General features: G+C 72.8%; 19 protein-coding genes. 10 read left to right on the top strand and 9 right to left on the bottom strand.

Annotated elements, in window-relative coordinates; translation table 11 throughout:
* Positions 1 to 81: 81 nt before the first annotated feature.
* Positions 82 to 867, bottom strand: a complete 786-nt coding sequence (locus AB0G56_RS39645; protein WP_360980392.1) for an SDR family oxidoreductase — start codon at positions 865 to 867, stop codon at positions 82 to 84.
* On the bottom strand, positions 864 to 2,039 hold the full coding sequence (locus AB0G56_RS39650) for an acyl-CoA dehydrogenase family protein (RefSeq protein ID WP_360980395.1): 1,176 nt from the start codon (positions 2,037 to 2,039) through the stop codon (positions 864 to 866). The genes AB0G56_RS39645 and AB0G56_RS39650 overlap by 4 nt, the downstream gene beginning before the upstream one ends.
* 46 nt (positions 2,040 to 2,085) lie before the next feature.
* Here AB0G56_RS39650 and AB0G56_RS39655 point away from each other — a divergent pair, with 46 nt between their 5' ends.
* From AB0G56_RS39655 to AB0G56_RS39670, 4 genes are read left to right on the top strand one after another with little or no spacing between them, the layout of a single operon-like run.
* Entirely contained in the window at positions 2,086 to 2,961 is an 876-nt protein-coding gene (locus tag AB0G56_RS39655) for an enoyl-CoA hydratase (protein ID WP_360980398.1), read from the top strand.
* Positions 2,961 to 4,139 carry an acyl-CoA dehydrogenase family protein gene (locus tag AB0G56_RS39660; RefSeq protein ID WP_360980401.1) on the top strand — a complete coding sequence of 393 codons (1,179 nt, stop codon included), beginning with the start codon at positions 2,961 to 2,963 and terminating at the stop codon, positions 4,137 to 4,139. Before AB0G56_RS39655 ends, AB0G56_RS39660 begins: the two co-directional genes overlap by 1 nt.
* Entirely contained in the window at positions 4,139 to 5,164 is a 1,026-nt protein-coding gene (locus AB0G56_RS39665) for an acyl-CoA dehydrogenase family protein (protein WP_360980404.1), read from the top strand. The genes AB0G56_RS39660 and AB0G56_RS39665 overlap by 1 nt, the downstream gene beginning before the upstream one ends.
* On the top strand, positions 5,161 to 6,282 hold the full coding sequence (locus AB0G56_RS39670) for an acyl-CoA dehydrogenase family protein (protein ID WP_360980407.1): 1,122 nt from the start codon (positions 5,161 to 5,163) through the stop codon (positions 6,280 to 6,282). The genes AB0G56_RS39665 and AB0G56_RS39670 overlap by 4 nt, the downstream gene beginning before the upstream one ends.
* Before the next feature lie 171 nt (positions 6,283 to 6,453).
* Here the strand turns inward: AB0G56_RS39670 and AB0G56_RS39675 are convergent, their stop codons facing one another.
* The 3 genes from AB0G56_RS39675 to AB0G56_RS39685 are packed head-to-tail and all read right to left on the bottom strand — an operon-like array spanning position 6,454 to position 10,150.
* Positions 6,454 to 7,791, bottom strand: a complete 1,338-nt coding sequence (locus AB0G56_RS39675; RefSeq protein ID WP_360980410.1) for a M20/M25/M40 family metallo-hydrolase — start codon at positions 7,789 to 7,791, stop codon at positions 6,454 to 6,456.
* Positions 7,788 to 9,194 (bottom strand): cytosine permease, encoded by a 1,407-nt coding sequence (locus tag AB0G56_RS39680; protein WP_360980413.1) that lies wholly within the window; start codon positions 9,192 to 9,194, stop codon positions 7,788 to 7,790. The genes AB0G56_RS39675 and AB0G56_RS39680 overlap by 4 nt, the downstream gene beginning before the upstream one ends.
* Before the next feature lie 2 nt (positions 9,195 to 9,196).
* Positions 9,197 to 10,150: a DUF1177 domain-containing protein gene (locus AB0G56_RS39685; RefSeq protein WP_360980416.1), complete on the bottom strand. Its 954-nt coding sequence runs from the start codon at positions 10,148 to 10,150 to the stop codon at positions 9,197 to 9,199.
* A 150-nt stretch (positions 10,151 to 10,300) separates the two neighbouring features.
* Between AB0G56_RS39685 and AB0G56_RS39690 the strand changes: the two genes are divergently transcribed.
* From AB0G56_RS39690 to AB0G56_RS39700, 3 genes are all read left to right on the top strand, one after another.
* Positions 10,301 to 11,125 (top strand): IclR family transcriptional regulator, encoded by an 825-nt coding sequence (locus AB0G56_RS39690; protein WP_360980419.1) that lies wholly within the window; start codon positions 10,301 to 10,303, stop codon positions 11,123 to 11,125.
* Positions 11,126 to 11,163: 38 nt separating this feature from the next.
* Positions 11,164 to 11,889: a dipeptidase PepE gene (gene pepE / locus AB0G56_RS39695; protein WP_360980422.1), complete on the top strand. Its 726-nt coding sequence runs from the start codon at positions 11,164 to 11,166 to the stop codon at positions 11,887 to 11,889.
* A gap of 552 nt (positions 11,890 to 12,441) precedes the next feature.
* Entirely contained in the window at positions 12,442 to 13,584 is a 1,143-nt protein-coding gene (locus tag AB0G56_RS39700) for a glycosyltransferase (protein WP_360980425.1), read from the top strand.
* An 88-nt stretch (positions 13,585 to 13,672) separates the two neighbouring features.
* Here AB0G56_RS39700 and AB0G56_RS39705 read toward each other — a convergent pair whose 3' ends face one another.
* Together AB0G56_RS39705 and AB0G56_RS39710 are read right to left on the bottom strand one after the other, a co-directional pair.
* On the bottom strand, positions 13,673 to 14,095 hold the full coding sequence (locus AB0G56_RS39705) for a hypothetical protein (RefSeq protein WP_360980428.1): 423 nt from the start codon (positions 14,093 to 14,095) through the stop codon (positions 13,673 to 13,675).
* A 308-nt stretch (positions 14,096 to 14,403) separates the two neighbouring features.
* Positions 14,404 to 15,285 carry an SDR family oxidoreductase gene (locus AB0G56_RS39710; RefSeq protein WP_360980431.1) on the bottom strand — a complete coding sequence of 294 codons (882 nt, stop codon included), beginning with the start codon at positions 15,283 to 15,285 and terminating at the stop codon, positions 14,404 to 14,406.
* An 88-nt stretch (positions 15,286 to 15,373) separates the two neighbouring features.
* On the opposite strand from AB0G56_RS39710, the gene AB0G56_RS39715 reads away from it, so the two are divergent.
* From AB0G56_RS39715 to AB0G56_RS39725, 3 genes are all read left to right on the top strand, one after another.
* Positions 15,374 to 15,952: a helix-turn-helix domain-containing protein gene (locus tag AB0G56_RS39715; RefSeq protein WP_360980434.1), complete on the top strand. Its 579-nt coding sequence runs from the start codon at positions 15,374 to 15,376 to the stop codon at positions 15,950 to 15,952.
* A gap of 227 nt (positions 15,953 to 16,179) precedes the next feature.
* Complete coding sequence (locus tag AB0G56_RS39720) at positions 16,180 to 17,835, top strand: histidine kinase (RefSeq protein WP_360980437.1); 1,656 nt, start codon at positions 16,180 to 16,182, stop codon at positions 17,833 to 17,835.
* Positions 17,836 to 17,869: 34 nt separating this feature from the next.
* The gene (locus tag AB0G56_RS39725) at positions 17,870 to 18,550 is read left to right on the top strand and encodes a response regulator transcription factor (protein ID WP_360980463.1); all 681 of its coding nucleotides are present in this window, start codon (positions 17,870 to 17,872) and stop codon (positions 18,548 to 18,550) included.
* 197 nt (positions 18,551 to 18,747) lie between these two features.
* On the opposite strand, the gene AB0G56_RS39730 is transcribed toward AB0G56_RS39725, so the two are convergent.
* Positions 18,748 to 19,542 (bottom strand): ABC transporter permease, encoded by a 795-nt coding sequence (locus tag AB0G56_RS39730; RefSeq protein ID WP_360980440.1) that lies wholly within the window; start codon positions 19,540 to 19,542, stop codon positions 18,748 to 18,750.
* Positions 19,543 to 19,622: 80 nt separating this feature from the next.
* On the bottom strand, positions 19,623 to 20,567 hold the full coding sequence (locus AB0G56_RS39735) for an ABC transporter ATP-binding protein (RefSeq protein ID WP_360980443.1): 945 nt from the start codon (positions 20,565 to 20,567) through the stop codon (positions 19,623 to 19,625).
* Positions 20,568 to 20,664: the final 97 nt, after the last annotated feature.

Below are 20,664 nucleotides of genomic sequence, written 5' to 3' on the forward strand. Positions count from 1 at the left end.
GGATCTCCTCGCGCCGCTCCGGCGACGGCGGCGTCGCCCTCTTCTTGCTGCTGTTGTCTTTCGGCACCCGCCCATCCTCGCTCAGGCATGCTGACTGCTGACCGACAAGACCTCGCCCGTCAGGTACGAGGAGTAGCCGCTGGCGAGGAAGACGATCGTGTTGGCGACCTCCCAGGGTTCGGCGTACCGGCCGAACGCCTCGCGGGAGGTCAGCTCGGCCAGCAGTTCGGGCGTGGTGACCTTCACCAGGTGCGGGTGCATGGCCAGGCTCGGCGCCACGGCGTTGACCCGTACCCCGTACGCGGCGGCCTCCAGCGCGGCGCACCGGGTGAGCGCCATGACCCCGGCCTTGGCGGCGGCGTAGTGGGCCTGCCCCTGCTGCGCCCGCCAGCCGATCACCGAGGCGTTGTTGACGATGACGCCGCCGCTGCCCCGCGCCCGCATCCGGCGCAGCGCGGCGCGGGTGCAGCGGAAGGTTCCGCCCAGGGTGACGTCGAGGACCTTGTCCCACTGTTCGTCGCTCATGTCGACCAGGTCGGCGGTGCCGCCGAGTCCGGCGTTGTTGACGACGACGTCCAGGCGGCCGTGCCGCTCCTCGGCGAGGCCGAAGAGCGCGCCGACCTGGCTCTCGTCGGTGACGTCGCAGATCAGCGCCGTGACCCGGTCGGCGCCGAACTCGTCGGCGAGCGCCGCCCGCGTCTCCTCCAGCCTGCGGGCGTGGGTGTCGGAGACCAGCACGTCGGCGCCTTCTTCGAGCAGCCGCCGGGCGGTGGCACCGCCGATGCCCGCCCCCGCGGCGGCGGTGACGACGGCGGTGCGGCCCTCGAGCAGGCCGTGCCCGGGGACGTAGTCGGGCGGGGTGGTCACGGGCGGATCTCCTTGGGCAGGCCGAGCACGCGCTCGGCGATGATGTTGCGCTGGATCTCGTTCGAGCCGGCGTAGAGGGTGTCGGACCGCGAGAACAGGAACAGTCGCTGCCAGTCGTCGAGGTCGTCGTGCTCGCCGGGCCCGCCGGCCGCGAGCATCCCGTCGGCACCGCACACGTCCATGGCGAGTTCGCCGAGTTCCCGGTGCCAGGTGGCCCAGTAGATCTTCCCGATGGACGCCTCGGGGCCGGGCGCCCCCGCGGCCACTCCGTCCAGCATGCGCAGCGCGTTGAAGCGGATGGTCTCCAGGCCGATCCAGGCGCGGGCGAGCCGGTCGCGGATCAGGGGGTCCTCGGCGCTGCCGTTGCGGCGGGCCAGGCCGATCAGGGCCTCCAGCTCGCGGCGGAAGCCGACCTGCTGGCCGAGGGTGGACACACCGCGCTCGAAGCCGAGGGTGGCCATCGCGACCTTCCAGCCCTCGCCGGGCGCGCCCACGATGTTCGAGGCGTCGGTGCGGGCCCGGTCGAAGAAGACCTCGTTGAACTCGCTGGTCCCGGTGAGCTGGGTGATGGGGCGGACGTCCACGCCGGGCCCGTCCAGGGGGACCAGCAGGTACGACAGTCCCCGGTGGCGTGCGGAGCCGGGCTCGGTGCGCGCCACGACGAAGCACCAGTGTGACTCGTGGGCGAGCGAGGTCCAGGTCTTCTGGCCGGTCACCACCCATGCGTCGCCGTCGCGTTCGGCCCTGGTGCGCACGTTCGCCAGGTCGGAGCCGGCGTCCGGCTCGCTGTACCCCTGGCACCACAGTTCCCGCACCGCGACGATCGGCGGCAGGAAGCGGGCGCGTTGGCCGGGCGTGCCGAAGGCGATGAGGGTGGGGCCGAGGAGCTGTTCGCCGATGTGGTTGACCCGGGCGGGGGCGTCGGCGAGGGCGTACTCCTCGTGGAAGGCGACCTGCTGTTCGAGGGTGGCGCCGCGGCCGCCGTACTCCACCGGCCAGCCCACGCAGGTCCAGCCGGCGGCGGCCATGTGGCGCTCCCAGGCGAGCCGTTCGGGAAAGGCCTCGTGCTCGCGTCCGGGGCCGCCGCGCCCGCGCAGGGCGGCGAACTCGCCGGTGAGGTTGGCCCGCAGCCAGCCGCGGACCTCGGTGCGGAACTCCTCGACGCTGGTCATGGCCGTACGTTAACCTACCAAACACTTGTTAGGGAAGGAGGGGCGGATGTCCGCTGCCCACGAACGAGCCGAGCGCCCGCAGGCGCAGGACGGCCCGGTGCGCTACGACCGGCAGGGGCCGGTCGCGACGATCACCATGAACCGGCCCGAGTACCGCAACGCCCAGAACTCCGCGATGACCTACGCCCTGGACCGCGCCTTCTACCGCGCCGCCGCGGACGACGAGGTGAAGGTCGTCGTCCTCGCCGGCGCGGGCGAGCACTTCTCGGCCGGCCACGACATCGGCACCCCGCAGCGCGACGCCCACCTGCCCTTCGAGCGGAAGGCGGGACTGTGGTGGGACCACTCGGACAAGGCGGGCGCGGAGCGCCGTTTCGCCCGTGAGTCGGAGGTCTACCTGGGCATGTGCCGCCGTTGGCGCGAGCTGCCCAAGCCCGTCGTCGCCGCCGTGCAGGGCGCGTGTGTGGCGGGCGGGCTGATGCTGGCCTGGGTGTGCGACCTGATCGTCGCCTCCGACGACGCCTTCTTCGCCGACCCCGTGGTCCGCATGGGCATCCCCGGCGTCGAGTACTTCGCCCACCCCTGGGTGATGCCGCCGCGCGTCGCCAAGGAGTTCCTGTTCACCGGCGAGCGGATGACCGCACAGCGCGCGCACGAGGTCGGCATGGTCAACCGCGTCGTCCCGCGCGCGGAACTCATCGATCAGGTCGCCGAGTTGGCCCTGCGCATCGCCGGGATGCCGCGCATGGGACTGGCACTGGCCAAGCGCGCCGTCAACCAGGCCGAGGACCTGCAGGGGCTGCACACCGGCATGGACTCGGTCTTCGGACTGCACCACCTGGCGCACGCGCACAACGCCGAGACCGCCGCCGACCCGCTCGGCGGCCTGGACCTCCGGGCCATGAAGGAGGGTTCGGCCTGATGGACCTCGAATTCACCGAAGCCGAGGCCGCCTTCCGTGCCGAGGCCCGCGACTGGCTGTCCGCCCACGTCCCCGCGGCGCCGCTGCCCTCCCTGGAGACGGCGGACGGCTTCGCGGCCCACCGGGAGTGGGAACGCACCCTGTTCGCCGACCGCTGGTCGGTGGTCTCCTGGCCCGAGGAGTACGGCGGGCGGGGCAGCTCACTGCTTCAGTGGCTGATCTTCGAGGAGGAGTACTACGCGGCCGGCGCTCCCGGCAGGGTCGGCCAGAACGGCGTCAGCCTCCTCGCCCCCACCCTCTTCGAGCACGGCACCGACGAGCAGCGGGCCCGGATCCTGCCGTCGATGGCGAGCGGCGAGGTGATCTGGGCGCAGGCCTGGTCCGAACCGGAGGCGGGCTCCGACCTGGCCTCGCTGCGCTCCACGGCTGTGCGCACCGACGGCGGCTGGCTGCTCAGCGGGCAGAAGACCTGGTCGTCGCGGGCCGCCTTCGCCGACCGCGCCTTCGGCCTCTTCCGCAGCGACCGGGACGACACGAACACGGCCCGGCCGCACCGCGGTCTGACGTACGTGATGTTCCCGCTGGACGCCGAGGGTGTGACCGTACGGCCCATCGGCCGGCTCGACGGCAAGCCGGCGTTCGCCGAGCTGTTCCTCGACGAGGTGTTCGTCCCCGACCAGGATGTGCTCGGCGAGGTGGGCCAGGGCTGGCGGGTCGCGATGAGCACGGCCGGCAACGAGCGCGGGCTGACGCTGCGCAGCCCCGGCCGGTTCACCGCCGCCGCCGACCGGCTCACCCGGCTGTGGCGCTCGGCCGCGGACCCGTCGGACACGGCCCTGCGCGACCGGGTGGCGGACGCGGTCGTCGCGGCCCGCGCCTACCGGCTGTTCGCCTACCGGAACGTCTCCCGGGTCGCGGCGGGGGACTCGATCGGCGCCGAGTCGAGCCTGAACAAGGTGTTCTGGTCGGAGCTGGACATCGCGCTGCACGACACCGCCCTCGACGTGCTCGGGGCCCGCGGCGAGCTGTCCGACTGCGCCGCCGACGCGCCCGCGCACGGCGCCTGGGCCGAGGGGTACACCTTCTCCCTGGCCGGCCCGATCTACGCGGGCACCAACGAGATCCAGCGCGACATCATCGCCGAGCGGCTGCTCGGCCTGCCGAAGGGACGCCGGTGATGCGGTTCCTCCTGACCGACGAGCAGCGGGAGTTCGCCCGTTCGCTGGACGGCCTGCTCGCGGCGGCCGGGACCGCGGCCGTCGTACGGGCCTGGGCGGCCGGCGACACGGGGCCGGGACGCTCCCTGTGGTCGAAGCTGGCCGACGCGGGGGTCTTCGGTCTCGCCGTCCCCGAGCGCCACGGCGGGCTCGGTGTGCTGCCGGTCGAACTGGCCGTCGCCTTCACCGAACTGGGCCGGCACGCGGTGCCGGGTCCGCTGGTGGAGACGGTGGCCGCGGCCGCCTTCCTCGACCGGCTCGGCGACGAGGGGGTGTCCGCCGCCTGGCTCCCGGCCATCGCCTCGGGCGGGTCGGCGGTCTCCTTCGCCCTGCTGCGCGAGGACGCCCCGTACGCGCTGGACGCCGCCACGGCGGACGGGGTGTTCGCCGTCGACGGCGACACCGTCCGCCTCGCGAAGTCCGCGGGCGAGGTCCAGCAGTCCGCCGACCCGGCCCGCAGACTCGCCCGCCCGCTCGGCGGCGCCGTTCTCGCCCGGGGGCCCGCAGTGACGGCCGCGGCCGGCCACGCCACACGGGTGGCCCGGCTGGTGACCGCGGCGCAGTGCCTCGGCCTCGGCCACGCCCTGCTCGCGGACACCGTCACTCATGTGGCGCGGCGCACCCAGTTCGGCGTGGCGGTCGGCTCCTTCCAGGCGGTCAAGCACCAACTGGCGGACGTGCTCGTCGCGTTGGAGTTCGCCGAGCCGCTGGTCCACTCCGCCGCTCTCGCCCTGGCCGCGGGCGACCCGGCGGCCGGCCGCGAGATCGCCGCGGCGAAACTCACCGCCGGGAGGGCGGCCCACGAAGCGGCGCTCACGGCACTGCACCTGCACGGCGCCCTCGGCTACACCGACGAACTCGACCTCTCCCTGTGGATCCGCAAGGCACGGCCGCTGCGGGACGCGTGGGGGACCCCCGCCGCGTGCCGGGCCCGGGTCCTGGCCGGGCACCACTGCGCGCCCGTGCCCGAGGGGCAGGGAGCATGAGGCTGACGCGTGAGCAGGAGGAGCTGCGTTCCGCCGTACGGTCGCTGCTCGCCCGGCACGAGGGCGCGGGCGCCTGGCGGCCGCTGACCGAGCAGATCGGCGCCGCCGGCCTCGCCGTGCCCGAGCAGTACGGCGGAGCCGGGTGCGGTGCGGTGGACGTGCACGTGGTGATGGAGGAGCTGGGCCGGGTGCTGAGCCCCGTGCCCCTGCTGGGCTCGGCGGTGCTCGCCGCGCAGGCGGTCCTCGCCACCGGGGACGACGACGCCTGCGGGCGACTGCTGCCCCGGATCGCCGACGGCAGCGCCGTGGCGTCCCTGGCCTGGGCGGAGGAAGCCTCGTGGGAGCCGGCAAAGATCCGCGCCACGGCCGCGCGGGGCGGTGACGGCGGCTGGCTCGTCCACGGCGTCAAGCAGTACGTGCTCGACGGCGGCGGGGCGGACGTGCTGCTGGTGGCCGCGCGTACCGACCGCGCCGTCTCCCTCTTCGAGGTGGCCCCGGACGACCCGCGCGTCCACGGCGAGACCCTCGTGACCATGGACCGGACCCGCCCCCTGGCGCGGCTGACGTTCGAGGGGGCGCGGGGGCGTCTGATCGGCAGGGCCGACGACGGCGGACGGGCCCTGTCCCACGCCCTGGACCTCGCCCGCGTGGCCCTGGCCGCCGAGCAGGTGGGGGCCGCGCAGAGGTGTCTGGAGCTGACGGTCGCGTACGCCGTCCAGCGGGTCCAGTTCGGCCGGCCCATCGGTTCCTTCCAGGCCGTCAAGCACCGGCTGGCGGACGCCTACGTCCTGGTGGAGTCGGCGCGCTCGGCGGCGCTGGGCGCGGCGTTCGCGGCCGGGGCCCCGGACTTCGGCAGATACGTGTCGACGGCCGCCTCCTCGGGTGCGGAGGCGTTCTCGGCGGTGGCGGGCGAGATGATCCAGTTGCACGGCGGCATCGGCATCACCTGGGAGCACGATGCCCACCGCTACTTCAAACGTGCGCACGGCTCCGCCCAGCTCCTCGGTACGCCGGCCCGGCACCGGGACCGGCTCGCCCGCGAGCTGGGGCTGGCCGTACCGGCGAGCCGGCCGCACTCGCCCGCCTCCCGCCGGGACAGTCGGCTTCCGTCCGGCTGACCGCACTTGCGGCGTGGGCCCACAGAGCGCGGTGGCGGGGAGGAACAGTCCGCCCGAACGCAGGGTCGGCTTGTCGAACCGCGGGACGGCCCGGCCCCGCCGCACGCGGGACCGGGCCGTGAGGTGCCGTGGCCGGGGCGTTTCCCCGGCGCGGGCCGCGCGGTGGGGGACTCAGCAGTCCTGCCACAGCCGGGTCATCACCCGCACGCCGAAGCGCAGGCCCTCCAGCGGCACCCGCTCGTCCACGCCGTGGAACAGGCGGCTGTAGTTCAGGTCGTGCGGCAGCTTCAGGCCCTTGAAGCCGAAGCAGCGGATGTCCAGCTTGGTGAACGCCTTGGCGTCGGTGCCGCCCGGGTTGCAGTACGGCACGGGGTGGCCGTCGGGGTCCTCGGCGCGTACGGCGGCGCACATGGCGTCGACGAGCGGGCCGTCGAAGGAGGTCTCCATGGCGATGTCGTGGTTGACCCACTCGCGGGTGACCGAGGGCAGCAGCAGCGCGTCGACGGTGTCGATCAGCTCCTGCTCGTGGCCGGGCAGGAAGCGGCCGTCGACGCGCGCGGTGGCCCGGCCCGGGATCACGTTGGTCTGGTACCCGGCCGAGAACATGGTCGGGTTGGCGGAATTGCGCAGGACCACCTGGAGGAAGTCGGCGACATGGCCCAGTTTGGCCAGCTCCGCCTCCAACTGCCCGGCATCCTCGGCGTCCAGGTCGACGTCGACGCCCTGGAGCCGGGCGGCCTCCTCCAGCACGGCGCGCACCGGGGCGATCAGGCGGACCGGGAAGGTGTGGCGGCCGATGCGGGTGAGGGACTCGGCGAGGTCGGTGACGGCGTTCTCTGTGTTCGGGGACGAGCCGTGCCCGGCGCGTCCGGTGGCCGTCAGTTCCATCCAGGCCATGCCGCGCTGGGCGTTCTCGATCGGGTAGAGGCGGCGGGTGTCGTCGAGGGCGTAGCTGAACCCGCCGCCTTCCCCGATCGCCTCGGTGACGCCGGCGAACAGCTCGGGCCGGTGCTCGACCAGCCAGTGGGCGCCGAACCTGCCGCCCGCCTCCTCGTCGGCGAGGAAGGCGAGGACGATCTCGCGGGCGGGCCGGGTGCCGGTGCGGGCGAAGTGGCGGGCGGTGGCGAGCATGACCGCCACCGTGTCCTTCATGTCGATGGCGCCGCGGCCCCACAGGTAGCCGTCGCGGATCTCGCCGGAGAACGGCGGGACCTGCCACTCGGCGGCGTCGGCCGGTACGACGTCCAGGTGGCCGTGGACGAGCAGGGCGCCGCGGGCGGGGTCGGTGCCGGGGATGCGGGCGATGACGTTGGCGCGGCCCGGGGCGCTCTCCACCAGTTCGGAGGCGATGCCGGCCTCGGCGAGCTCGGCCACGACCCAGTCGGCGCAGGCCCGCTCGTCGCTGGTGGGGTTGGAGGTGTCGAAGCGGATCAGTTCCGCGCACAGGTCGACGACTTCCCGCTGCGCCTCCTCGGAGGCGGGGACGAGGGCGGGGGCGGTGCTGGTCATGGTGCTCCTACGGGGGCCGTGCCGGAGGCGGCCGGGGTCGTGGCGCCGGCCTCGCCGGGCTCGTCTTCGAGGGTGGTGGTGCCGTACGGCCTGATCCAGCCGGCGAGGCCGAGGACGGCGTAGAGGACGAAGGCGGTCAGCAGGGAGTTCAGGGCGGGTATGCCACCGTCGTAGAACTTGCCGACGCAGAACGCGGCGGCCCAGATGACCAGGGACAACGGGACCCAGGTCGGTGAGGTGGCGGGCAGGGTGCCGGCGTCGCGGGTGGCGTCGAGCGGGGCGCGCATGCGGCGCACGACCCAGTACTCGGCGACGATGATGCCGCCCACCGGCGGGATGGCGACGCCCAGCACGGACAGGAAGTCGGTGAAGTGGGTCATGATGCCGACGGCGGACAGCACGGTGCCGGCGATGCCGAGGACGATGGTGACGGCGCCGCGGTGCAGGCGCTTGGCGAAGACGACCTGGAAGAAGTTGACGACGCCGAGCGAGGAGCCGTACAGGTTCCAGTCGTTGATCTTCGCGGTGGACATCAGGACGACCAGGACGCCGAAGACGCCGGAGGTCGAGAGCACGATCTGCGAGACCTGGCCGTTGCCGACCATGTGCCCGAGCAGGACGCCGGTCAGGCCGACGATGTACTCGGAGAGGATCATCGAGGAGGCGCTCTGCAGGAAGACGTGGCTGCCCTTGCGGTTGTAGCGGGTCATCTCGGGGGAGACGATCGCGCCGGTCATGTAGCCGCCCGCGATGGCGGTGGCGGCGACGGAGAGCGGGATCGCCTGGCCGGGCGCCGGGGAGTGGATCAGCTCGGACAGTGAATGCTTGCTCAGGGCGTCGGTGACCGACCAGGCCACCATCGCGAAGAACAGCGGAGTGACGATCTTGGCGAAGACGGCCATGTACCGGAAGCCGAAGATGACCAGGACCGTGATGGCGACGCCGGCGACCACGCACCACAGCCAGGACGGTCCGCCGACGAGCGAGGACACGCTGTCGCCGAAGATCGTGTTCTGGACGCCGAACCAGCCGACGAGGCTGATCGAGATGACCAGGCTGACCAGGGCCGAGCCGTTGCGGCCGAAGCCGGCCCAGCGGGTCAGCAGCGGGGTCGCGAGGCCCTCGCGCATGCCGGCCAGGCCGATCGCGAAGATCACGACCTCCAGGATCACCGCGCCGAGGGTGAACGCCCAGAACGCGCCGGCGAAGGACATGCCGACGCCGATGGTGGCGCCGAGGGTGAACTGCGAGATGGAGCCCGACTGGGCCAGCCACTGGAGCAGCATGGTCCAGAAGCCGAGCCGCTTGTCGCGCGGGACGCGGGACAGCGCGTAGTCGTCGCTGCCGACGGCTTTGGCGCCACCCGTCTGCGGGGGCGCGGCCGTGTTCTCGTGTGAAGCCATGCTCACGACTCCCTGGAGGCGTTGCCGAGGGTCTGCAGGTGGGCCAGCGAGCCGTAGCGGGAGACGAGGGAGGCGAACTCGTCCTCGTCGTGGAAGTCGAGGCGTGAGCCGCCGTACGCCTTCGCGGTCTCGACGGCGAACCGGGCCGCCGCCGCGATGTCGGCCTCGTGGCTCGCGCCCGTCTGGCAGCCGGGCACCGCCGCCGCGGAGGTGACCGCGACGCCCACGACCGGGGCGGAGGTCGCCGTGGCCGGCTGCAGGATCGAATTGATGTGGTGTACACCGTTACCGTACGGGGTGATGTCCTGGGTGGTCACCGGGTACGTGACCAACGGCTCACCGGTGACCACGGCGAGCAGCTCGCCCAGCTGCTCGCTCACCCGGAGCACCCACCCCTCCTTCACGGTGGGCGACAGGGCCAGGCCCTTGTGGTTGATGATCCGGTTGCCCTTGGTGGTGTCGATGGAGAGCACGGCCTCCATGTCGGCGGTGACCTCGTGCCGGTTCATGGTGGCGATGTCGACCGGCGAGTCCATGAACGGGACCGGGTCGTGCGGGGCGGTCGGGGCGTTCGGGCAGATGTGGGTGGCGACGACCACGTCGCCGTCGAGGACGTCGCCCCGGCGGCGCATGTCGAGGAGCTTGGCGGCGGTGGCCAGCGCGGCGACGGCACCGTCCGCGTCGGAGACGAGCCCGGTCATCTCCGGGCGCGCGCCGACCCCGCCCAGGCGGCCCACCACGCCGAGGGTGCGGGCCGTGCCGCCGCGGGCGCGGCCGTCGCGACCCGGTATCCGGACGAGGACGAAGTCCGTCGAGCCGCGCTCGCCGGTGACGGTGGTGACCTGCGCGCCGGAGCCCTCGGGGCCCGCGAGGGTGTCGAGGTGGGCGGCGACGCGCTTGCCGTCGACGTCGGGGTCGTCGAGCAGGTCGACGAGGTCCAGGACGTACTTCAACATGGGCTGTTCTCCTGATCCGCACCCGGGGCGGTGCTGACAGCAGGTTCGGGAGCCGCTAACGTTCTCCGCAACTGTTTCCCGCTATCTGCAATACGTGTCTGCATGCCGAGATGCGGGAACGGGCGAGTGAGCGAGTGAGAGGAGCTGCCCGTGTCCGGTCAGCCCGCCGACCGCAGGACCCCGGCCGGAGCCCTGCAGACCGTGGACCGCGCCCTGCTGGTGCTGCTGGCGTTCGAGCGCTCGCGGCCCGACTGGGGCGTGACGGAGGTGGCCGGCGAGTTCGGCTGGGACACCTCGGTCGCCCAGCGGCTGCTGTCCACGCTCGCGGGCCGCGGCTTCCTGGTCTCCGACCCGGCGACCCGCCGCTACCGCATCGGCCCCGCCGCGCTGCGCCTGGGCCGGCTGTGGGAGCGCTCGGGCTCTCTGGAGCTGCTGGCGGAACCGGTCCTCCAGGAGCTGCGGACGGTGACCGGCGACACGGTGCTGTTCTGCCTGCCGGACAGCTTCCACATGCGCTGCGTGGCGGCCGTCGAGGGCGAGGAGGGCCCGCTGCGCTACTATCCGCTGGTCGGCGAGCTGTACCCGGCGCACGCGGGCGCCACCAGCAAGTCGTACTACGCCTTCCTCCCCGACGACCAGCGCCACCGGCTGTTCCGCGACCGCCCCATGGCGCGCTTCACCGAGCGCACGGTCACCGACCCCGACCGGCTGGAACAGGAGTTCCGGCAGGTGCGCGCACAGGGGTACGCCTGGACCGTCGGCGAGTACGACGACGGGATCGGCACCGTCGCCGTGCCCGTCTTCCTCGGCGCCGAGCCCTACGGAAGTCTCAGCCTGGGCGCCGCCAAGGAGCGCTTCCCGCGCGGGCCCGAGGACCGCCTCGACGCGCTGCGCAGCGCCGCCCGGCTGCTGGAGCGGCGTCTGACACACCCGCCGCAGCACCACCGCCGGCCGCGCACCACCCGCCCGGCGTGACACACCACCGTCCCACCCGTCCGATGAGGAACACCCCCGTGAATCTGCTGCTCCTGTCCAACTCCACCCAGTACGGCCGCGGTTACCTGGAACACGCCCTGGACACCGTGACCGGCTTCCTGCCGGCCGGTGCGCGGCTGGCGTTCGTGCCGTACGCGCTCGCCGACCACGACGCCTACACCGCCAAGGTGCGCGACGCGCTCGCGGGGGCCGGGATCGAGGTACGGGGGGTGCACGAGGGTGGCGACCCGCTCGCCCGGCTGGCCGCGTCGGATGCCGTGTTCGTCGGCGGCGGCAACTCGTTCCGGCTGCTGAGCGCCCTGTACCGGACGGGTCTGCGCGAGGCGCTGCGGGACGCCGTACGGGGCGGGCTGCCCTACATGGGGGCCAGCGCGGGCACCAACATGGCCGCGCCCACGCTGCGCACCACCAACGACATGCCGATCGTGCAGCCGCCCTCCTTCGAGGCGCTGGGCCTGGTCCCCTTCCAGATCAATCCGCACTACCTGGACCCCGACCCGCACTCCACGCACAAGGGCGAGACCCGCGAGGAGCGCCTGAGGGAGTTCCTGGAGGAGAACGACGTGCCGGTCCTGGGCCTGCGCGAGGGTTCCTGGCTGCGGGTGGCGGACGGCCGCGCCACGGTCGGGGGCGAGCGCCCGGCCCGGCTGTTCTGGCGGGGCGCGGCCCCGCGCGAGATCACTTCCGGGTCGGACGTGTCCGAACTGCTCGCGGTGACACCGGCGTTCGACCGGGGGTTGTAGGACTCGGGCACGGGCGCCGCCCGGCGGGCTCCGGGCCCTGCGGCTATGGCCCTGCGGCTGGGGCCTTGCGGCCGGGGACTCCGGGCCTCGCAGCTGAGGCCTTGCGGCCGGTGCCCCCGGGCCGGTGCCTCCGGGTGCCTTGCGGCCGGCGGCTTGCGGCCGTACCACGTGCGGGTGCTGCTCAGCGGGGGGCGTGCCGTCGCTCCCGCGGGCGCGGACGACCTCGGCTTCGTCGGCGGTCCGGTCGCCGACGAAGCACTCGGCCACCGCACGACTCGTCTCTCCGAGCCGGACCGTCGCGACCAGTGGGGCGTTTGTCACCGTCCCGTCACAGTCTCCGGCCGGTGAAACCCCCTCCCCGGGCCCGGTATCTCCCCCGGTACCAGAAGATCTTCGCGGCCGAGGACGCTCGTGAACCGCCGTCACGCCTCGGGCCCCGTCGAGAAGCTGCCCCGACAGGCGAGTGGAACAGTGAGACGAACAGTGCCGAAACCCTCGCGCGCGCCCGCGGCATTACGGACAGCCGTCACCGCGGAGCCGATACCTTCACATGTGTCCGCCCTGGACTACGTCATCGGGCCGGCCCTCGCACAGGGCCACGACGTCACGCTCCACGCCCCTGCCATGTTCCGCCGCGAGGCCGAGCGACGAGGCATCGGGTTCCGTAGGGCCGGAACGAACTGGACCTGCGACCCCGCGGTGCAGCAGGCGGCGAGCGAGGTCTGGAAGGAGGGTGGGAACGGCCCCTTCAACCGGTATGTGTTCGGCCGGCTCTGGCCGGCCCGGGCCGGCGCGAAGGCCCGCGACCTGATCGCCGCATGGACCCGGGCGCGACCCGACCTGGTGATAGCCGAGTGCAGCGATCTCGGCGCGCACCTCGCGGCCCGGGTCCTGCGGTTGCCCGTGTTCGCGGCGGACAACGGCCTCGGTCCGTTGCTCCTGGACCTCTGGGACACCGACATCCGGCCCGCATTGACCGGCCTGTACGGACGACACGGTCAGGACGCGCCGCCCGCGTTGCCCCCGCTCCTGGTGCCGGCGCCGCTCCCCTGGTTCTACGAGACCCCACCGCCGGCCGCCCGTACGGTACGTCGTGGCGTCGCGGAACACCGCAGAGCCCTCCCCGGCCGGCCGCCCCGCTCCCCCGCCTCCCGCCCGCTCGTCTACGTGAGCCTCGGGACGCTGACGACGGCGATGCCCGGTCTGCGTGCCGTCGTGGAAGGCGTGTACCGGGAGATCATCGCGGCACTGTCCGGAATCGACTGTGACGTGATCGTGTCCGCGGGCGGTCTCGCGGAGCACCTGCGGGACGCGGAGCACCTGCGGGACGCGGGGCCCCGCGTCAAGGTCGTCGAGCATGTTCCGCAGCCCACGCTCCTGCGCCGTGTCGACCTGTTCGTGACGCACGGGGGCCGGGCCTCCCTGCTCGACGCCGTGGAAGGCGGAACGCCGGTTCTGGGGATGGGCGTTCTCGGTGACCAACCCGACAACGTCGTCGCGTTCGCCCGGCGCGGCCTCGGCCTGGCACTGGATCTCAGGGCACCGCGCGAAAAGATCGCCGATGCCGTGACGGCCGTCCTCGCCACCCCGCACCACGCCGCCGCCATGGACTCCGCCGGCGCCGAACTGTCCCGGCTGCCGCCGATCGACCTCACGGAGCTACGCGACGCCGCGTCCTTGCGAGCCGGTGGGTGACAGCATCCGGACCGGTTCGCGCGGGGACTGTCGTGGCGTACGGCCGCGGGCAGTGGTCGTGCCGGCCGCCCGCGGCCGTACTACCGGGTCAGCGGACGTGCACCGTCACCACGTCGGAGGCGTGCAGGCGCACGGGGTGCTGGTCGTGCTTGCTGGTCAGGCCGTACAGCACCGCGCGGAACTTCAGGTCTCCGCGGCGCGCGGACGTGCCGTGCGCGGTCACCCTCGCGTCGCCCTTGACCGCGGCGCTGCAGTTCTCCTGGTGCCACCCCTCGCCGAACCCGTTCTCCTCCAGGCACAGCTGGTGCAGGAAACCGGCGCTGTCGTCGCCGCCGTGCGCCGTGATCGTGATCGTCTTGCCGACGTGCGCCGTGCGGGGCGCCGTGATGTCGACGTTGCCCTTGGCGAACGCCGGCACGGCGGCCAGAGCCACCGAGGCCAGACCCAGCGCACCGATCACGGCCGCCCGGCCGCCCCGCGCCTTCATCCCGGCCTTCTTCGTCCTGGTCATGGACTTCCCTCCCGCGGATCTCCCCCACAAGGTGAGACCCGCTCCCCTGTTTTCTTGCGACGGCGCCCTGTTGCGCCCCCGCTGATCAGTCAGAGGGGAAGGGACCGCCGCCCGTTGCGCCCACCCGGCGCCGTTACAGATCCACGACAAACCCCCGCGCAGGCCTGATCGCACCAGCGGTCGCCCCGCAGAGACCGCCCGCTCGCGGCCCGGACAGCTCGGCCTGCGCATGAGCCACAGCGCGCCATCGGGGCCGCACCGCTCCCGGACGGCCCGGCAACCCCCGATCGCCACGGCACGGGCGTGGGTCAGGGCTGGATGTTCTCCAGGTCTTCGAGGAGGCTGGGGTGGGTCGGCCGCCACCCGAGGGCCTCTCGGGTCCGGGCGCTGGACGCCGGCTGGTCCATGGCGAAGATCGGACCGAACGGGCCGAAGTTCTCCTGCGGGACCTCCTCGACCGGCAGGCCCAGGCGCCGTCCGATGACGGCGGCGATGTCCCGCACCGCGTCGCCCTCGTCGGCGACGGCGTGCCAGGACGTCCCGGCCGGTGCCGACTCGAGGACCAGGCGGAACAGGACCGCCGCGTCGAGCGCGTGCACCGCCGGCCAACGCTGGGTGCCGTCGCCCGGGTAACCCGACACCCCGGTGCGGCGCGCCGCGTCGGCCAGCAGGCCGGCGAACCCGCCCTGCCCCTCGTTGTGGACCGTGCGCGGCATGCGGACGGCCATGCTGCGCAGGCCGTGCGAGGCCAGATCCAGCAGCGCCGTGAGCGAGCGGCCCCTGTCCGCCACCGGGCCTTCGGTCGGCAGCGGATCGGCCTCGGTGGAGGCGCGCCCCGGTACCCAGGGTGTCCCCGAGACCGCGACGATCGGGCGGTCGCTGCCGATGAGTTCCTGCCCCAGCGTGGTGAGGGCGGCGCTCTCCTGCGCGATGGACCGCGCGAGCGCGTCCGGACTGCTGTAGTCGCGGCCGAACGCGAGGCTGATCACGCCGTCGGACTGCGCGGCGCCGGACCGCAGGACGTCGAGGTCCGCCAGATCTCCGCGCAGCACCTTGGCCCCGGCGTTCTCCAGGGCCCGCGCGGAGCCGTCCGAGCGAGCCAGTGCGAGAACGGTGTGGCCGTTGCCGAGCAGTTCGGTGACGACGGCGGAGCCGATGGTGCCGGTACCGCCCGTGACGAAGACGTGCATGAGCTCCCCCTGAAGGTGATGGGACTCTTGTCCCATCACTGACTCTACACGGTGACGGGACCACAGTCCCATCACTTATCCTGGTCCCATGGCTAGATGGCAACCAGGAGCGACCCAGCGACTCGTCGTCGCGGCCGTCGACCTGTTCACCGAGCAGGGGTACGACGCGACCACGGTGGCGCAGATCGCCGAGCGTGCCGGCGTCACCAAGAGCACCTTCTTCCGGCACTTCTCCGACAAGCGCGAGCTGCTGGTCGCCGGCCAGGAGACGCTCAGCAGGCTGCTCGCCGACGGCGTCGCCGAGGCGCCCGCGGGCGCCGGCCCGCTCCAGGCGGTGGCGGCCGGTCTCGAGCGCGCGTCGAGCGCCATGGGGCCGGCCAACCGCGAACTCGGCCCCCGCCTCGAAGCGGCCGTGGCGGCCAGCATCGAACTCCAGGAGCGCGCCGCCCTCAAGAGCGTCGGTCTCGCGGCCGCCATGACAGCCGCGCTCGTCGCCCGCGGTGTCCCCGAGCCGACCGCGCATCTCGCGGGCGAGCTGGGAGTCCTCGCCTTCAAGCGGGGCTACGCCCGGTGGTGCGAAGGCGATCGGGACGACACGGACGGGCTGGCGCCCCATGCACTGGCCGCCTTGGAAGACCTGCGCGCGGCAACGGCGTCGCTGGGCTGACCGACTCCACCGCGCGCTCGCCTCGCTCGGCCGGCCGCCGCACGCAGCGCGGGGGCCGGGCGAGTGCTCGCCCGGCTCTGCCCAGTGCCCCGTGCCGTGCCCGGTCCCGGCCCCCTGCCGTGCCACGTCGCGGCGCCACTTGCCTGCGGAGCCCGCGGACCCCGGTGGCCGATGCGCCTGACCTTCGTCGGTACCACCGGGTTCCCGGAGTAACTAGCCTTGCCACCGTGAAAGGATCAGTCACCGCTACCGCACCGGCCGGCGCTCCCCCCGCAGAGCGGCAGCGGAGCCTCAGGCGACGGGTCATCACGTCGCTGCTCGTCTGGGTCCTGCTCAACCTCTCGGCGGTGGTGCTGTCCTCCGGCTTCTCGCAGAGCGTGGACCGGGAGTGGCAGATCCTGGTCGGGGCGTTGGTCACGGGTGCCGCCGTGCTGCTCCACCGGTCGCGGCCGGTGCTCTCCTTCGTCCTCTGCCTGGCCCTGTGGTGGACCATAGGCACGCTGGACAACGACCTCGGGTCGACCGTCATCTCGCCGTACCTGCCCGCCGTCTTCGTCATGAGCTTCACGGTGGGGCGGCTCCCCGTGGCGACGTCGTCGGTGCTGTGGGCCCTGGGCGGCACGATCGTCGTCGGCTCCGGGCTCGCGGTCGCGGTGCACCTGTCGCTGCCGATGTGGTTCGTCCTGCTCACCGTTCTGATCTTCGCCTGTCTGCTGCCCTGGCTGACGGGCCACTACTGGCAGCAGCGGCACGAGTTGCAGCTCGCGGGCTGGGAACACGCCCGCCAGATGGAGCTCCAGCAGCGCATCCTGATCGACCAGGCACGGCTGCGGGAGCGGGCGCGCATCGCCGAGGACATGCACGACTCGCTGGGGCACGAACTCAGTCTGATCGCCCTGCGGGCCGGCGCGCTCCAGGTCGCGCCCGGTGTGAGCGAGACCTTCCGCAGCGGCGCGGGTGAGCTGCGGGAGAGCACCGCGAGGGCGTTGGAACACCTGCGTGACATCATCGGCGTCCTGCGTGAGGACGACACCGAGACGCCGCTGGACCCCTCGCAAGCGGGCATCGGCGCGCTGATCGACCGTACGCGGGCGTCCGGTGTGCGGGTGGACCTGGAACACGTGGGCGAGAGCGAGCAGTTGCCCGCCATGACGGACAAGGCACTGTACCGGGTGGTGCAGGAGTCGCTGACCAACGCGATCAAGCACGCTCCCGGCGCGTCCGTGACCGTGCGTCTGGAGTACACGCCGGCCGAGGTCATGGTGACGGTGCGCAACGGCCCCCCGGCCGAGCCTCCCGCCGACGACCGGCCGAGCGGAAGGCGCGGGCTGATCGGGTTGCAGGAGCGGGCACGGCTCGCGGGCGGACGGCTGCACGCCGCCGCACTGGCGGACGGGGGCTTCGAGGTGACGGCCCGGCTGCCCCGGGTCCCCGAGGCGATCCGGGCCGACGAGGCCCCCGCGTGGCTGACGCCGTCGGCCGAGTCGACGGACGGCGGCCTCGCCGACGCGACCACGCACGTCCGCCGGCGTTTCGTCACCGCCGTGTCGCTGCCGCTCGGACTGTTCGTCCTGCTCGTCGTCGGGATGATCGGCTACTACGCCTACCTGTCGGCGTCCACTACGCTGGCCCCCGAGTACTTCGAAGAGCTTCGCGTCGGACAGAGCACGGCCCAGGTCAACCGCTACCTCCCCGAACAGGACATGAGCGACCCGCCCTCCGAGGAGCTGCCCGTCCCGTCCGGGACGGCCTGCCACTACTACCGTTCCAGTGAGGCGCTCTTCGTCCAGGTCGACGTCTACAGGCTCTGTTTCGCCGGCGGGCGGCTGGTGGCCAAGGACGTCATCACCGCCGAGTCCCGGGCCCCCGTGGACCACGGTTGACCGCCCTACCCGCCCCGTTGAAGAGGAGACGACCATCACTCCCATCACCCTTGTCCTGGCCGACGACGAGACGATGATCCGCGCCGGGGTGAAGGCCATCCTGGCCAGCGACCCCGAGATCGACGTCGTCGCCGAGGCGGGCAACGGACGCGAAGCGATCGCTCTCACGCTGGAGCACCGGCCCGATGTGGTGCTCATGGACATCCGCATGCCCGTCATGGACGGACTCGCCGCCACGGCGGAGATCAAGCGGCAGGTGCCCGAAACCTCGGTGCTCGTCCTGACGACCTTCTCCGAGGACGCCTACGTGGCGCGCGCGCTGGGCGACGGGGCGAGCGGCTTCATGCTCAAGTCCGGCGATCCCCGGGAACTGCTGACGGGGGTGCACGCCGCGGCGGCCGGCGCCTCCTATCTGTCCGCGAAGGTCGCCGAGCGGGTCATCGCCGAGCTGAACCGCAGCTCCTCGGGGCAGGCCGAGTCGCGCGGTGCCGCGGCGCAGAAGCGGGTGGGCGCGCTCACCGACCGGGAGCAGGAAGTGCTCGCCCTGGTGGGCAGCGGCCTGTCCAACGCGGACATCGGCCGGCGGCTCCATGTGGTCGAGGGCACCGTCAAGAGCTATGTCAGCGCCATCTTCACCGGGTTGGGGGTACGCAACCGGGTACAGGCCGCGATCATCGCGTACGAGGCCGGGCTGGTGACCGACCGGGACGGGTGAGGCAGCCCGCCGTGTCGGACGCGTGGGAACGGGCCGGGGCGTGCCCGGCCCGGAATCCCGCCGAGTGTGTGCGGCACACGGGGTGGCGCCGCACGTCAGAAAAGAGGGCGCCGCCCACCGAGCGGGGGATCCCCGGTGGAGCGACGCCCCCGTACGTCCCGGTCAGTGGCCGGAACGCGCTCGGGCTCGGCGCGAGGTCACGCGTCGCGCCTGCGGAGGGCGTAGTAGCCCGCCGCCTGGGCCGCCAGAGCCCACAGGACCAGGAGCAGCAGCCCCGCTCCCGGCCCGTACGGTGTGGTGCTCGCGTTCATGAAGACGGTGCCCGCCGAGTTCGGCATCCGCTCCGCGAGGGACACCAGCGGATCGATGTCGGAGGCCTGCAGAACGAGCGGCATGACGGTCAGTCCGACGAAGACGATGGTGAGCGTGCCGGCGGCGCTGCGCAGTCCGACGGCGACCGCCATCGTCAGTACGGCGATGAGCGCGAGGTACACCCCGATGCGCAGGGCGCTGCCCAGTGCGCCGGCGCCGGCCGACTCCGCCTTGTCACCCAGCGACAGCGTGGCGACTCCCACTCCGATCAGGCCGAACACGATCCCGGCGAGCAGGCTCACCACACCGGCCACCGCGGTCTTGGCCGCCAGCAGCCGGCCTCGCATGGGCACGGACTGAAGCGTCGTGCGGATGCTGCCCGAGGTGTACTCGGAGGTGACCATCAGCATGGCCAGGGCGATCAGGGCGAACTGGGCGACGTACACGGTGGACACGGCGACTTCGTCGACCGGGACCGTATGGCCCTTCTCCTTGTTGTTCGCCATGGTGGCGCCGATGATCGGGGTGGTGAGCAGCATCAGCCCCGCACCGCCGAGCAGGCACCACCATGTGGACCTGACGGACCAGAGTTTGATCCATTCGGCTGCCACGGCACCGGGCAGCCCGCCGCCGGAGGCGCGGACCGACGGGCCGGCGGTCGTGGGCATTGATGTCGTCATGACGAGAATCCTTGAGCTCTCTCAACGGTGCGACGCGGTCGCGTGGAGTTCTGGGGTGGGTGGCGCGTTCAGCGGGGCGCTCACCGTCCGGCGCCCGGATGCCCCTGGTGGCCGGAGGACGCCCCGAACTCGACGCTGTCCGCGGTGAGTTCCATGTACGCCTGCTCCAGGGACGCCTCGACGCTGCGGACTTCGTGCAGGCGGACGCCCATCTCGTAGGCGAGGTCCGACACACGGTCGACGGTGACTCCGGTGATGTACAGCTCGTTGTGGCTCTCCCAGCGGGCGGGCACCGCCCACTCGTGCAGCCGGGCCAGGAGCTTCTGCAGCCCCTCCTGCTCGGGGCCGCGCACCCGCACCGCGTTGAGGGAGCTGCTGTCGATGAGCTGCTGGACGGAGGTCTCGGTGATCAGCCGGCCCTTGCCGATGACCACCAGGTGGTCGGCGGTCAGCTGCATCTCGCTCATCAGATGGCTGGAGACGAACACCGTGCGCCCCTCGGCGGCGAGACCGCGCATCAGGCCCCGGATCCAGCGCACGCCGTCGGGGTCGAGGCCGTTGACGGGCTCGTCGAACATGACGACGCCGGGGTTGCCCAGGAGGGCCGCCGCGATCCCGAGGCGCTGCCCCATGCCGAGGGAGAAGGAGCCGGCCCGGCGGCCGGCCACCGAGGTCAGACCCACGGTCTCCAGGACCTCGTCGACCCGGCGCGCGGGGATGCCGTTGCTGCGGGCGAGCGCACGCAGATGAGAGCGCGCGCTGCGGCCGGGGTGGACCGCCTTGGCGTCCAGCAGTGCGCCGATCTCCCGCAGCGGGTAGGCCAGTTCGGCGTAGCGTCGGCCGCCGACGAGTGCCTGGCCGGACGTGGGGTGGTCCAGCCCCATGATCATCCGCATGGTCGTGGACTTGCCCGCGCCGTTGGGGCCGAGGAATCCGGTGACCCGGCCCGCACCGATGGTGAGGGACAGATTGTCCACGGCGGTCTGACCGCCATACCTCTTCGTCAGACCCTGCAGGGTGATCATGGTGTGAGGACTCCCAGCCGTTCCAGCGTTCTCTGTCTCGTACCGAACGTAGGGCCTGACCAGGCACGACCACATCAGTCCATCGGGAGGCATCCGA

Origin of the sequence: Streptomyces sp. NPDC021356 (genome assembly GCF_040641015.1) — a bacterium.
Lineage (GTDB): Bacteria > Actinomycetota > Actinomycetes > Streptomycetales > Streptomycetaceae > Streptomyces.

Bases quoted from the DNA above. Each gene is read 5' to 3' on its own strand.
- AB0G56_RS39650 (WP_360980395.1), bottom strand. From the start codon at position 2,039: ATGACCAGCGTCGAGGAGTTCCGCACCGAGGTCCGCGGCTGGCTGCGG.
- AB0G56_RS39655 (WP_360980398.1), top strand. From the start codon at position 2,086: ATGTCCGCTGCCCACGAACGAGCCGAGCGCCCGCAGGCGCAGGACGGC.
- AB0G56_RS39660 (WP_360980401.1), top strand. From the start codon at position 2,961: ATGGACCTCGAATTCACCGAAGCCGAGGCCGCCTTCCGTGCCGAGGCC.
- AB0G56_RS39665 (WP_360980404.1), top strand. From the start codon at position 4,139: ATGCGGTTCCTCCTGACCGACGAGCAGCGGGAGTTCGCCCGTTCGCTG.
- AB0G56_RS39670 (WP_360980407.1), top strand. From the start codon at position 5,161: ATGAGGCTGACGCGTGAGCAGGAGGAGCTGCGTTCCGCCGTACGGTCG.
- AB0G56_RS39675 (WP_360980410.1), bottom strand. From the start codon at position 7,791: ATGACCAGCACCGCCCCCGCCCTCGTCCCCGCCTCCGAGGAGGCGCAG.
- AB0G56_RS39680 (WP_360980413.1), bottom strand. From the start codon at position 9,194: ATGGCTTCACACGAGAACACGGCCGCGCCCCCGCAGACGGGTGGCGCC.
- AB0G56_RS39685 (WP_360980416.1), bottom strand. From the start codon at position 10,150: ATGTTGAAGTACGTCCTGGACCTCGTCGACCTGCTCGACGACCCCGAC.
- AB0G56_RS39705 (WP_360980428.1), bottom strand. From the start codon at position 14,095: ATGACCAGGACGAAGAAGGCCGGGATGAAGGCGCGGGGCGGCCGGGCG.
- AB0G56_RS39710 (WP_360980431.1), bottom strand. From the start codon at position 15,285: ATGCACGTCTTCGTCACGGGCGGTACCGGCACCATCGGCTCCGCCGTC.
- AB0G56_RS39715 (WP_360980434.1), top strand. From the start codon at position 15,374: ATGGCTAGATGGCAACCAGGAGCGACCCAGCGACTCGTCGTCGCGGCC.
- AB0G56_RS39730 (WP_360980440.1), bottom strand. From the start codon at position 19,542: ATGACGACATCAATGCCCACGACCGCCGGCCCGTCGGTCCGCGCCTCC.
- AB0G56_RS39735 (WP_360980443.1), bottom strand. From the start codon at position 20,567: ATGATCACCCTGCAGGGTCTGACGAAGAGGTATGGCGGTCAGACCGCC.